The sequence below is a fragment of the Paraburkholderia sp. 2C genome, assembly GCF_054589215.1.
On record NZ_BAAILL010000036.1, the window covers coordinates 793,392 to 805,828 of the forward strand.

At 63.8% G+C, this 12,437-nt stretch carries 10 protein-coding genes; 6 read left to right on the forward strand and 4 right to left on the reverse strand.

Annotated features, from left to right (window positions below):
- The first annotated feature begins 35 nt into the window (after window positions 1-35).
- Window positions 36-800 carry an IclR family transcriptional regulator gene (locus ACYPXD_RS16255; RefSeq protein WP_459713092.1) on the forward strand — a complete coding sequence of 255 codons (765 nt, stop codon included), beginning with the start codon at window positions 36-38 and terminating at the stop codon, window positions 798-800.
- Between the two features lie 79 nt (window positions 801-879).
- Here the strand turns inward: ACYPXD_RS16255 and ACYPXD_RS16260 are convergent, their stop codons facing one another.
- Together ACYPXD_RS16260 and ACYPXD_RS16265 are read right to left on the reverse strand one after the other, a co-directional pair.
- Entirely contained in the window at window positions 880-2,199 is a 1,320-nt protein-coding gene (locus tag ACYPXD_RS16260; RefSeq protein WP_459713094.1) for an MFS transporter, read from the reverse strand.
- A 63-nt stretch (window positions 2,200-2,262) separates the two neighbouring features.
- A complete protein-coding gene (locus ACYPXD_RS16265) occupies window positions 2,263-3,924 on the reverse strand; it encodes a GMC family oxidoreductase (RefSeq protein ID WP_459713096.1) in 1,662 nt (553 codons plus the stop codon).
- Between the two features lie 205 nt (window positions 3,925-4,129).
- Here ACYPXD_RS16265 and ACYPXD_RS16270 point away from each other — a divergent pair, with 205 nt between their 5' ends.
- Complete coding sequence (locus tag ACYPXD_RS16270; protein WP_459713098.1) at window positions 4,130-4,978, forward strand: IclR family transcriptional regulator; 849 nt, start codon at window positions 4,130-4,132, stop codon at window positions 4,976-4,978.
- A 203-nt stretch (window positions 4,979-5,181) separates the two neighbouring features.
- Here the strand turns inward: ACYPXD_RS16270 and ACYPXD_RS16275 are convergent, their stop codons facing one another.
- Window positions 5,182-6,402 (reverse strand): helix-turn-helix transcriptional regulator, encoded by a 1,221-nt coding sequence (locus tag ACYPXD_RS16275; RefSeq protein WP_459713100.1) that lies wholly within the window; start codon window positions 6,400-6,402, stop codon window positions 5,182-5,184.
- Between the two features lie 224 nt (window positions 6,403-6,626).
- On the opposite strand from ACYPXD_RS16275, the gene ACYPXD_RS16280 reads away from it, so the two are divergent.
- Window positions 6,627-8,834, forward strand: coding sequence for a multicopper oxidase family protein (locus tag ACYPXD_RS16280; protein ID WP_459713102.1), 2,208 nt, complete (start codon window positions 6,627-6,629; stop codon window positions 8,832-8,834).
- A gap of 9 nt (window positions 8,835-8,843) precedes the next feature.
- Window positions 8,844-9,338, forward strand: coding sequence for a hypothetical protein (locus ACYPXD_RS16285; RefSeq protein WP_459713104.1), 495 nt, complete (start codon window positions 8,844-8,846; stop codon window positions 9,336-9,338).
- A gap of 53 nt (window positions 9,339-9,391) precedes the next feature.
- Here ACYPXD_RS16285 and ACYPXD_RS16290 read toward each other — a convergent pair whose 3' ends face one another.
- A complete protein-coding gene (locus ACYPXD_RS16290) occupies window positions 9,392-10,348 on the reverse strand; it encodes an AraC family transcriptional regulator (RefSeq protein ID WP_459713106.1) in 957 nt (318 codons plus the stop codon).
- Window positions 10,349-10,653: 305 nt separating this feature from the next.
- On the opposite strand from ACYPXD_RS16290, the gene ACYPXD_RS16295 reads away from it, so the two are divergent.
- Window positions 10,654-11,517, forward strand: coding sequence for an oxidoreductase (locus ACYPXD_RS16295; RefSeq protein ID WP_459713108.1), 864 nt, complete (start codon window positions 10,654-10,656; stop codon window positions 11,515-11,517).
- On the forward strand, window positions 11,510-12,437 hold a 928-nt coding region (locus ACYPXD_RS16300), incomplete at its 3' end, for a molybdopterin cofactor-binding domain-containing protein (protein WP_459713111.1). The genes ACYPXD_RS16295 and ACYPXD_RS16300, both read left to right, overlap by 8 nt.

The following is a 12,437-nucleotide window of genomic DNA, read 5'->3' on the forward strand; positions in this document are numbered from 1 at the left end:
GCGGTCAGAGCAGCGCGCCGCACTCTGGAGACCCGATGTCCTTCTCTAACCAGTCGAATGCCGCCGCCGTGCGCGCGTTCCGCGTCCTCGAAACGCTTGCCGAAGCCGGCCATCCGCTATCGATGACGGACCTCGTGAATGCCCTCGGCTTACCGAAGCAGACCGTGCATCGAATCCTCGTGCAATTGATGGACGCATGGCTCGTCACGCGCGTCGCGGGCAATCGGCTTTACGAGTGCTCGCCGCGCGTGCGCATGCTGGCCGTCAACGTGCTGATGCACGCCGGGCCGGCCGCGGCGCGCCATGTCCTGCTCGAACAACTGGTGTCGAAAATCGGCGAGACCTGCAATCTGACGATGCTGGCCGGCAACGACGTTGTTTATGTCGATCGCGTCGAGACTGAATGGCCATTGCGCATGCATCTGCAGCCCGGCTCGCACGTGCCGCTGCATTGCTCCGCGAGCGGCAAGCTGCTGCTGAGCTTCTTGCCGAAGGAAAGACGCGAACGCGTGATCGACGCGCTGCCGCTGCGCGCGTATTCGGACCAAACCATCACCGACCGCGATGCACTGCGCAAGGAACTGACGGAAACGCGCCGGCGCCTGCTCGCGATCAATAACCAGGAGCATCTGCAAGGGCTGATCGCGATCGCCGTGCCGGTGATGCTCGACCGCAGCCGCGCCTGCGCCGCGATCGCGGTTCAGGCGCCCGTCGGCCGGGTCACGCTCGACGACCTGCTCGCCTTCGTGCCCGACCTGCGCTTTGCCGCCGACGAAACCGCAAAGACGTTCCGCGAGTGAGTGTGCTCGACGCGCGCTTTCGACGCGCGTTCAGATGCGCGTCTTCAATGCACGCCATGCCGCCCGTCACGAACGCCCGTCACGAATGCGCACTCGCCACTGCGCCATACGCGCTCGCCCTTCGCTCGATCGCGCGCGCGGACCATGCCGATATCAGCGCGGACAGCATCACGTATGCGCAAACCATCCACGGCTTGCCCTGATTGACACGCATCAGCGCGGTCGCAATGATCGGCGTGAGCCCGCTCGCGAAGATGCCTGAGAACTGATAGACAAACGAAATACCGGTGTAGCGCACATTCGCATCGAACAGCTCGGCAAAGAGCGCCGCTTCGGGGCCGTAAACCATCGCATAGAAAATGCCGAACGGCACGACGATCGCGAGCCAGATCATCAAGGTATTGCCCGGCTGGCTTTCCATCAACCAGAACGCCGGCAACACCGACAGCCCGCAAATCAGCGACCCCCAGCGATAAACGCGCGCCCGCCCCAACTGGTCCGACATCCTGCCGAACAGCGGGATAAAAAAGCACATCACGACGGCCGCGATCATCACGCCGAGCAGCGCATCGGTGCGGCTCATCGATAGATGCTGGGTCAGGTAACCGATCGAAAACACCGCAAACACATTGAAGAACACGCCGTCGATATAGCGCGCGCCCATGCCGAGCACGACCGCGCCGCGATAGCGCGTCATCATGTCGACAAAGGGAATCTTCGCTTCGCGCCGGTTGCGTTTCAAGGCGAGAAACTCGGGTGTTTCCATCACTTTCAGGCGGATATACAAGCCGATCAGCACGAGCAGCAGCGACGCGCCGAACGCGATGCGCCAGCCCCACACGAAGAAATCCGCATCGGGCAGGATGCGCGAGATGCCGGCGACGACGCCGGCCGCGAGGCACAGCCCGATCGACAGGCCGATTTGCGGCAGGCTCGCATAGAGCCCGCGACGATGCGGCGGCGCATATTCATAGGCCATCAGCACCGCGCCGCCCCACTCGCCGCCCAGGCCGATGCCTTGCAGCACGCGCAACGTCAACAATAGAATCGGCGCCCAGATGCCGATTTGCGCGTAAGTCGGCACAAAAGCGACGCCGGCCGTCGAAATGCCCATGATTACGAGCGTCAGAATCAGCGCGGACTTGCGCCCCACACGGTCGCCGAAATGGCCGAACAGCACGCCGCCGAGCGGCCGCGTGACGAAGCCGACCGCGAACGTCGAATACGCAAGCATCGTCGAGACAAGCGGATCGCTCGCCGGGAAATACAGCTTGTTGAACACGATACCCGCCACGACGCCATACAGAAAGAAGTCGTACCACTCGACCGTCGCGCCGATCACGCTGGCAAATGCGACGCGGCGGACGACGCGCTGATCCACGCGCTGATCGTTTGACATAGCTGCTCCTCCAATGGAAGGCCGTACCCCTCGGCACGGCGTCTTTTATGTGTTGCTCTCCCTTCAAACCACCGCTGCCGCGGTAGCCGGCATGCGCTCGCCGTGCGCCGCATCACCTGCGCGCGCATCGGCGAGAATCATGTCGGACGCTTTCTCCGCCACCATCACGATCGGTACGTTCGTATTGCCGGACACGAGCGTCGGCATGATCGAACAGTCGACCACGCGCAAGCCGCGCGTGCCGTACACACGCAGACGCTCATCGACCACGGCGAGCGGATCGTTAGCCATCCCCATCTTCGCCGTGCCCGACGGATGGAAAATCGTCTGCCCGTATTCGCGGCAAAAATGCAGCAGTTCGTCGTCGCTTTGCGCATCGGCGCCCGGGCGCACCTCGCGCTTCATCAGCGCGGCCATCGGCTGCGTGGCGGCGACACGGCGCGCGAAGCGCACGCCAGCAACGGTCGTGCGGCGATCCAGATCGGTCGCGAGATAGTTCGGCACGATCGACGGCGCATCGCGCATCTCGGTCGAGCGGATGCGCACGCTGCCGCGCGACTCGGGCCGCAGCTGGCAGATCGAATAGGTGCAGCCCGGAAACGCGTGGACTTCGCCGCCCGCGGAATCGGCGGAAAGCGTCGAGAAATGAAACTGGATATCGGGCGTAGCCGCTTCGTCGGGCAAGGCACGGCAAAACATGCCGCCCTGGTTGATGCCGACCGCAAGCGGCCCGCTGCGAAAGAGCGCCCATTCGAGGCCCATCTTTGCACGGCCCGTCCACGATCGCAGCAGATCGTTGGTGGTGATCGGCTTGGTCACTTCGTAGATCAAACGGACCTGTAAATGGTCCTGCAGGTTTTCGCCGACACCGGCGCGATCCGCGACCACCGGAATGCCCAGCTCGCGCAACAGCGCCGCGGGCCCGACACCCGATAGCTGCAACAGTTGCGGCGACTGCAATGCGCCTGCGGTCAGAATCACTTCGCGCCGCGCGCTGACCTCGCGCATTTCGCCATGCTGCAAAAACCGTACGCCGGTTGCACGCGTGCCGTCGAAGCGGATGCGCGATGCGAGCGCATCGGTCTCCACATGCAGATTCGCACGATGGCGCGCGGGCTTCAGATACGCGACCGCCGTCGAACAGCGCCAGCCGTGACGCGTCGTCAGCTGGTAGTAGCCGACGCCTTCCTGGTCGCCCGTGTTGAAGTCGTCGACCGTGCGCACGCCGAGCCGGTTCGACGCCGCGATAAACGCATCGACGAGCGCATGCGGCTGCCGGATCGTCGAGGCCCACAGCGGCCCGTCAACGCCGCGCGTCGGCCCCGCGCCCAGTTCGTTGTGCTCGAGCCGCCGGAAGTACGGCAGGCAGTCGTCCCAGCTCCAGCCGCGATTGCCGAGCGCGGCCCACCGGTCGTAGTCCTCCTTCTGACCGCGCACGTAAATGAGGCCGTTGATCGAGCTGCTTCCGCCGAGCGTGCGGCCGCGCGGCCAGTACAGCCGGCGGTTGTTCATATTCGGGTCCGGCTCGGTATGAAAGCCCCAGTTGTAGACCGGGTGAAACATCGTCTTGCCGTAGCCGATCGGAATATGAATCCACAGGTAGCGGTCGGCGGGCCCCGCTTCGAGCAGGCAGACCGAATAACGGCCGCCTTCCGAAAGGCGGTTGGCAAGGACGCAGCCGGCCGAGCCTGCGCCGACCACGACATAGTCGAAGGTACCTGGCATTGCGCGTGTCTCCTGCTTCTTATCGTTCGACCCGATGGATCACCGGTCTTAAAAAGCGGTATGTTTCGTTTGAATTTATTGAGCTAGCGCAACCGCCGCAACCCCTTTCGTCGCGCCAGGCGCAAATCCGGACCGGAATTTGACCTTTCTGTTTCAGTTTGGCCTGCTTGCGGTACCTGGAGCCCTGTTTAAGGCACGCTATGTCATGAGAGATTCGATCCCATCCGCCCGCATCGACTGTCTGTCGGACAACACGCGCGTGTTGCGCGCGCTTGCCGTGCTCGAGGAACTGGCCGCGGCGGGCCAGCCGTTCTCGCTGTCGCAACTGTCGGCACGGCTGCATATTCCGAAGGCGACGCTGATGCGGTTGATCGAATCGCTCGAAATACAGGGCTATGTCACGCATATGCCGGATTCGCGCGGCGCCGACCGCGCGATTGCACTCGGCCCTCGCGCCGCACAACTCGCGCTGACCACGCTGGCGAACAATACGTTCACGCGCGCCTGCCGTTCGCTGTTGCGCTCGCTCGTCGATGCGCTCGGCGAAACCTGCAACCTCACCGCGCTCGACGGCGACGCCGTGCTTTATATCGAACGCGTCGAAACCACCGAACCGCTGCGCCTGCAGATGCAGCCGGGCACGCGCGTGCCGCTGCATTGCACGGCAAGCGGCAAGCTCTTCCTGTCGCAGATGCCGCCGTCTGAACGGCGGCTCGTGCTGGCGCGCCTCGCGCTCAAGCGCATGACCTATCGCACGCTGACCGATACCACCTTGCTCGAAGCGGAACTCGACCGGCTTGCCGCACGCGGTATCGGCATCGATAACGAGGAATTCGTCAGGGGAATGGTGGCGGTTGCCGTGCCTGTCAAAGATGTGGCGAACGGCCATGCGCTCGCATCGCTGGCGATTCACGCGCCGACCGCGCGCGCGAATCTCAACGACCTGCTGGCAACGGTGCCGAAGCTGAAGGAAACGGCGCAGGCGCTTGCGCCGCTGCTGCAGCATGTCGAAACGATGCCGGGTCGGGGCGTGAAAGAAGCTGCAGTAAGGTGAGAGGCAGCCCGGCCAGGCCACGGTTGTTTCTCAGGACAAGCCGACGGAATTAATTCCCAATGAAAGGTCGCCGCAATTGCCGCCACGCCGTCGACTTCTGAAGCAAGCCGTCATTCGACCGCCGTTGAAAACGCGCGGGCGCGCAATGGCCGATGGCCGATGGCCTGCCAGCGAATTCCGCGACAACATGGAGCATTATCCGGTCACCGGGGACGGTCTCTTCCTGAGGGATGACCCCAGGTCCCGGCCGTGTGCATCGTCGAGCTCAACGCGATGATCCGCTCGAAGTCGCGCAAGCCCGACGCCCCCGTCTTGCGCAGAATGGCGCGAATCTGGCTGCGTACCGTATCGAGCGCGACATGTCTCGCACGCGCGACCTCCTCGGCGGTCACACCACCGGCCAGCACCACCGCAACTTCGGCTTCCGAGCGCGTCAGACCGAACAGATCGATGAGCAGTCCGACGGGCGGCGTCGACGGTCCGAGCAGACGGCGCACGAGCACGGTTGCCGCGCCGCGAAGGACGCTCGTGCCCATGTTTGACTGCCCTGGCGAAGACAGATGGCGCAACGCGGGGCATATCAACGTAGAGAGCGAGGCGGAATCGCCGGCCAGCGCGCCCGGACGTGCGCGGATCTGCATGCCGCCGCCCGCGCCGCCTCGCGAAGCGGCGCCGACAAGGCGGCAAAGCTGTGCGTTGTCGTCCGGATGTCGCGCCACGAGCCTCGATGCGCTCGTGCCGGGTCCGCGCCCATGCCGGGCAACGAACAGTCCCGACTGCGCGTCGCCGAGCAAGGCCGCCGCTTCCGCGTTGCAGTAAAGAAGCCGCAGTTCCTGATCGACGATCATGACGCCGAGCGGCAGCACGTCGAGCGCGCCCGCACCGAGACTCGATGCCGTCGGCGCGAGCCGAGCGCGCAGCTGGAGCGCGCGTTGCAAATGCGGAAGGATCAGGGAAAGCGTGCGCTTGTCGTCATCGGCAAATGGCCGGGATTCAGCATCCCGATGCAATCCGAGCGGGATGACCTTCGACGTACCGATCAGGCCGCCGATCATGTAGCGCCGGGCGCTCTTGCGGCCGAAGTCCGCGTAGAACTCGCTCTTCACATAGCTCGCGTCGGGAATGATCTCGTGGCCAAGCCGGACGTCCCCCCTCCGGCGCGCGGTCTCCTCGAGGCCGACCTTGCCCGCCGCCGCGCGATAGGGGTCGAGCGCAACGTATCTGGACGCATATTCCTCGTCATAGGCATCGGTGCGCATCAACAGATTGCCTGTTGCGCCAGGTCCATCGGTCAGCCATAGCGTGGCGCGCTGGGCGTCCATGAGCGTCATCAACCGGTCACCGAGATCCTGCCAGCTCGCACCTTCGCCGAGCGCGGCGGCATAGATCAGATCGACAACGTCCGTGAGTTCGAAGCGTTGCAAGGAAGGATCCACGTGAAGAGACGATTCGGCGCGAACATCCCCAGTTCTGGGGATGGCTGATTGCACTTTATATTACACACTTCATTCGATCTTCACGCAGTCCACGCCTTCGGTCGACGCAATGGCCATGCGCCTGTGCGTGGGCATCGACGCGCGAGGCCGTGTCGATCGGGCGATCGTGCAGCGACCCTTAACGCGGCCGGCAGCGCATAAGGAGAGACAACATGTCCCGGGATGCAGCAGGGCACCGCACGCGTACAACACGTCGCGTGCGGCGTTCGATTGCCTTGGCGGTGGCAACGTCGTCACTGGTGCTTCTGGTTCACGGCTGTCATGGCAACGACCGTAGCGACGCGCCCACGGTCGTGACAAGGACCAAACTGGACGGAAACTGCTTCGCCAGGTTCGCCATTCCGATGCCGGTGTTCGGGCCGGCCGGCCCCCTGCCGCGCGTGGATGCCCGGGCGCATCCCAATCTGACTGTCACCATGTCCGAAACCGAACAGCAGGTGCTGCCGCCGGGTTCCTACGCTCGATGCGGCTCGGGCGTGACACTGGGTCCGACGCGCGTATGGACATACCAGACAACCGATTCCAACACGGGCGCGGTGCTTGGTCCCGCCCACTGGCCGGCCGTCACCATTACGGCTCAGCGCGGCGTCGCAACGCGTGCGACCTATGTCAATAAGCTGCCGAGCTTCGACCCGAATAATCCGACCGGCCCGGGTATGGTCCAGGGCGAGTTGCCTTTCGATCAGACCGTACACTGGGCCGATCCTTTGAAAAGCGGCTGCGGCATGCCGAAGCAAGGTGCGACGGTCAGTCCTGCGTGCAAGTCGAACTACATCGGTCCCGTTCCGGCCGTCGTGCACTTGCACGGAGCGGAACTGCCCGCCGCCTATGATGGCGATCCGGAATCATGGTTCACGCCGGGCGGTCTGAAAGGCGCCGACTACCACACGCTCGGAAATCCGGGGCCTGGCGCGGCGATCTATGAATACCCCAATTCACAGGAGCCCGGTACGCTCTGGTTCCACGATCATGCATTGGGAACGACGCGGCTCAACGTCTACGCGGGGCTCGCCGGATTCTATTTTCTGAAGGACGCCAGTACCGAGCCCAAAGGCTATCCGGACGGCCCTTACGAGATAGAGATGGCGGTGCAGGACCATATGTTCGACACCACCGGCCAGTCCTATTTGCCCATACAGCAGCCTTCCCTCAACCATCCGTTCTGGAGCCCGATCTTCGAAGGCGATGTGGCGGTCGTGAATGGAGCGGCTTTCCCCTACCTCAACGTGGAGCCGCGACGCTACCGGCTGCACCTCCTGAACGGCAGCCTGAATCGAGGCTACACATTTGTGTTTGGCAACGCGCCCGTTTATCTGGTCGGAAGCGACGACAACTATTTCGACAAGCCCGTTGCGCTTCCCGTCTCTTCCGCTGGCGCGTCCGCGGGACTACCGGTTTCGCCGGGAGAACGCGCCGACATCATCGTCGACTTCTCCAGGTTCGCCGGCCAGACGATCGAACTCACGAACTCGCAGGCGGGCCAGGATGTTCAGTTACCCGACATCATGGAGTTCAGGGTGGCGTCATCGACCTCCACGCCGGACACGAGTTGCGATCCCGCGAGTCCGGATACATCCGGCGGCGTCTGCGCCCGGCCCAATCCGATGGTTCACCTGACAGACGGTCAAGGCAGCGTGTCGCCCGGCGTGAAAATCGACCGGGTCAGACAGATGGTCCTCTATGATCAGGTCGACAGCTCCGGCGGCCCGGTTCCCACCGACATCAAGGAGTACGTGAACAACACCACGTGGAATGGCCTCGAATCGCCGAGCATCGCCCACGATTTTCCGACGGATGGCATCAGCGAATTGCCGCGCGTGGGATCGACGGAAATGTGGGAGATCGTCTATCTCTCCACCATGCCCGGAGCGAGCCATCCGGTGCACATCCATCTCTCGCAGTTTCAGGTACTCAATCGTCAGGCGATCAACACGAGTCGATATCTCGCGGACTGGAGCAAGGCATTCGGTGCGGCAGGCGGCAGTCCGGTGGCTCTGCCGGCGGGATGCACGGCGGGCGCATATTGCACCGATTACGGACCGCCGCTGGACTATGCAACGCCGAACAAGGACGGCGCGCTGGGCGGCAATCTTCCCTTCAGCGGCTATCTGCAAGGCGCCACCATCGCCCCGACGGCGGGAGAATCCGGCTGGAAAGACACGGCCGACGCCCACTCCGGAGAGGTCCTGAGAATCCTCGTGCGATGGACGCCTTCGAGCGTTCCCGTGCAATCCGGTCAATCCTATGCGGGAGAGAACCTTTACGAGTTCGATCCGACCCAGGGATATTACGTCTGGCACTGTCATGTCCTCACCCATGAAGACAATGAAATGATGCGGCCATATCGCGTTACGAATTGAGTCGAGAACATGCATCGGCTAACGGGGTGCCTGCTGATCGGCGTGAGCGCTGCGACGTTCCCTGTCGCATCGACGTCCTGGCCGCAGCTCGAAAACGAAACGACGGTCTATATGCTGTCTTGCGACGGAGAGCGGGTGAACGATGTGTGCAGGGGATACGAGAGAACCGGCGTGCCTTTCACATACAAGGTGTCGGTCGATCAGCATTCCGTTCTGTACTGGACAACGAGCAATCCGAGCCTGCCACGCAGACTTCCGTTCTGCGCGATCCAGAACGCGCGAAGCTGGTTGTGTCAATGGAATAACGACGACATTCCAAAGACCAGGTTCGGAATGGTGGGCGGGCGTTACGTGGAAATCGCCGTCTGCACGACCCGCGCGCCCGTCCCGATGTTTTATCAGGTCCCTAAGTGGCGCTGGTGGCTCGTCAGATTGCATGAAGAACTCGGAGGCTCTCTTGCAAATGCGCGTCGGCCGCTTTCCACGATGCGAACGAATATGTGAATGACACGGTCGCGTAAGGCGATGTGTTTTTTAAAGCTTCCGCGTGCATGATCTCAATCGATCGGCGCGAGCCGCGCACGACCGAAGTCCGCATCGAGTATCGTCCTGACGTCCCGCTTCGGGGGCGTTCCGAACAGACGGCTGTATTCGCGGCTGAACTGCGTCGCGCTTTCGTAGCCGACCCGGTGCGCGGCGGTGCCCGCATCGATGCGCTGGTTGATCATGAGACGACGGGCCTCGTGCAGCCGCAAGCGTTTCTGATATTGCAGCGGACTCATGTTGGTCAGCGTGCGGAAATGCTGATGCAGCGTGGACTCGCCCATTCCGACCTGATCCGCGAGTTCCTTGATGCGAAGCGGGCGCGCGTAGTTCTGCCGGATCCAGCGCACCGCTGCCGCAACCCGGTTGCCTTGGGCGCGCAGATCGACGGCCTGGCGCAGCCGGCCGCCGGCAGGACTGATCAGCACACGATAGAGAAGTTCGCGCTGCAGCGAGCGCGCGAGAATGGGGACGTCCTCGGGCGTATCGAGCAGCTCCGCAAGCCGCAACGTCGCGGTCGCAAGCGGCTGCGTGACCGGTCCGAGTGCCATCCCGGTTTCTGGCGACGTGGTGCGCAAGCCGCGCGCGTCGACGTCCGTGATCAGCTCGCTCGCCAGTTCGAGATCGATATTGAGTTTGACCGAGTAGTACGGTCTGCTTGCGTTCGCACCGAGCACCTGCACGATGGTCGGCAGTCCGATCGCGGTCAGCAGGAAATGACTTTCGTCGTAGACGTATGTCTCGTCGGCGAGCACGACGCGCTTCGAGCCGCTCGCGATCAGCGCGAACGAAGGCTCATACAGATACGACGTCGGTTCCGACGGCCGGCTCGTGCCGTGTATGGTCAGTCCCGGTATCGGCGTTTCGCTTTCGCGCCTGTCGCCGAGATGGCGCGCGATGATATCCGCCAGTTGCCCGCGGATGGCGGCGCACGGGTCCGCTTGCCGTGCCAGGGTATGCATGGATGCCATTTGCCGATCTTCCGTTGTCTGCTGATTGCGGTGCCCGCCGGAACGTAAGCCGACCGCGCTGCCGCCGACAGTTTCAACCGCCCGCGCGTTTGCCAGATCCTCTAGCGGGTGGCTCCAGTATAGGATGCCGTCCGCCTGCCCAGGCGCGGATTCTTGCCTGATCCGATATAAGCTTTGCCCATTTCCCCCGCCGGTGCGCTGATATCGCATCGGGCAAGAACGACGATGCATCGGGCTACCGCCTGCTGTCGCTGCCGTACTAAATTCGCCTCGACGGTACTGAACGTTCGATGGAGAAAGACAGCATGAGCAACTGGTTGATCACGGGCGCGAATCGCGGATTCGGACTGGAAATCACGCGCGCGGCACTGGAGGCCGGCGACCGGGTCATCGCGACCGCGCGCAAGCCCGCATCGATTCACGCGGCGCTTGGCGGTTTCGCCGACCGGCTCGCAGCCGTGCCGCTCGACGTAACGGACAGCAAGGCGATATCCGCCGCCGTTACTGCGGCGCGCGAACGCTTTGGCCGCATCGACGTGCTCGTGAACAACGCCGGCTACGGCCAGCTCGGCGCCTTCGAGCTCGTGTCGCCGCAAGCGATTGCACGCCAGTTTGCGACCAACGTCTTCGGTGCATTCGCGCTCACGCGGGCCGTGTTGCCGGTAATGCGATCGCAGCGCTCGGGGCACATCATCAATATCTCGTCCATCTCCGGCATCAAGGGCTTTGAGGGATCGTCGATCTATTGCGCGTCGAAGTTCGCCCTGGAAGGATGGTCCGAGTCGCTCAGCGACGAGCTGGCTCCTTTCGGCATCAGCACGACGCTCATCGAGCCCGGCCGTTTTCGCACCGATTTTCTCGATACAAGTTCCGTCGTCCACGGCGATCTCGCAATCGACGACTATGCCGAATATGCCGCTCAACGCAAAGCCGAACTCGATGCCGCAAATCATCGTCAGGCGGGCGACCCCGTCCGGCTTGGCCGCGCAGTCGTCGAGCTCGCGCGCGCGGCAAAACCGCCCGTGCGTTTTGCCGCAGGCCGCGAAGCCTACGCCGTGCTGCTCGAACGGGCCGAGCGGCTAAACGCGCAAGCGCAAGCGTGGGCCGACCTGTCGCTATCGCTCGATATCGTCGAAGCGGTCGGCGGCAAGGAGGTCCACGATGACTGACGCGACGCCGGACGAATCGCGACGCCGGTTTCTTGCGGCCGCGTCGTGCCTCGTCGTCGCCACGGCGCTGCCGTTTCGCCGCGGCTTCGCGCGCGACACCGCGACGCCAGCGGATACGTTCGCGCCGAATGCGTTCGTCCGCATCGGCGCAAACGATGTCGTCACGGTGATCAGCAAGCACATCGAATTCGGTCAGGGGACGCACACCGGTATGGCGACGCTCGTCGCCGAAGAACTCGACGCCGACTGGTCGACGATCCGTGTGGAAACCGCGCCGGCCGACCAGGCAATCTACGCGCACCTCCTGTACAAGTGGCAGGGCACGGGCGGTTCTAGCGCGATCGCCGAGGCGCACGAGCAGATGCGCCGGATGGGCGCGATGGCGCGTTTGATGCTCGTGCAGGCGGCGGCCAGACAATGGCGCGTGCCGGCAACCGAGATTCGGACCGGCAATGGCGTGCTCATCCATCGGGCGACCGCGCGCCGCGCGCGCTTCGGCGCATTCGCTGCGCTCGCCGCGCGCATGCCGCCACCCGAGCCCGGCACGCTCGTGTTGAAGCGGACCGACCAATTCCGGCTGATCGGCAAGACCTCGGAACTGCCACGCGTCGATTCGCTCGCGAAGTGCAGCGGCCGCGCGCAGTTTGCGATCGATGTCCGGGAGCCGGACATGCTGACGGTGACGATCCGCAAGGCGCCCCGCTTCGGCGGCAAGCTGAAGTCGTTCGACGCGACGCGCGCGCGAGCGGTGCCTGGCGTCGTCGACGTACGGAGGATCGACACGGGCGTGGCCGTCTACGCGAACAGCACGTGGGCAGCCATCCGGGGCCGCGAGCAACTGGACGTGCAGTGGGACGAAAGCGGCGCGCAGTCGCGCGACTGCGCGGCGATTCTCGAACATTTTCGCGAGGTGATCGGCC

What these genes read in the sequence shown, in the direction of transcription:
- ACYPXD_RS16255 (WP_459713092.1), top strand. Translation starts at nt 36, where the DNA reads ATGTCCTTCTCTAACCAGTCGAATGCCGCCGCCGTGCGCGCGTTCCGC.
- ACYPXD_RS16260 (WP_459713094.1), bottom strand. Translation starts at nt 2,199, where the DNA reads ATGTCAAACGATCAGCGCGTGGATCAGCGCGTCGTCCGCCGCGTCGCA.
- ACYPXD_RS16265 (WP_459713096.1), bottom strand. Translation starts at nt 3,924, where the DNA reads ATGCCAGGTACCTTCGACTATGTCGTGGTCGGCGCAGGCTCGGCCGGC.
- ACYPXD_RS16270 (WP_459713098.1), top strand. Translation starts at nt 4,130, where the DNA reads ATGAGAGATTCGATCCCATCCGCCCGCATCGACTGTCTGTCGGACAAC.
- ACYPXD_RS16280 (WP_459713102.1), top strand. Translation starts at nt 6,627, where the DNA reads ATGTCCCGGGATGCAGCAGGGCACCGCACGCGTACAACACGTCGCGTG.
- ACYPXD_RS16285 (WP_459713104.1), top strand. Translation starts at nt 8,844, where the DNA reads ATGCATCGGCTAACGGGGTGCCTGCTGATCGGCGTGAGCGCTGCGACG.
- ACYPXD_RS16290 (WP_459713106.1), bottom strand. Translation starts at nt 10,348, where the DNA reads ATGGCATCCATGCATACCCTGGCACGGCAAGCGGACCCGTGCGCCGCC.
- ACYPXD_RS16295 (WP_459713108.1), top strand. Translation starts at nt 10,654, where the DNA reads ATGAGCAACTGGTTGATCACGGGCGCGAATCGCGGATTCGGACTGGAA.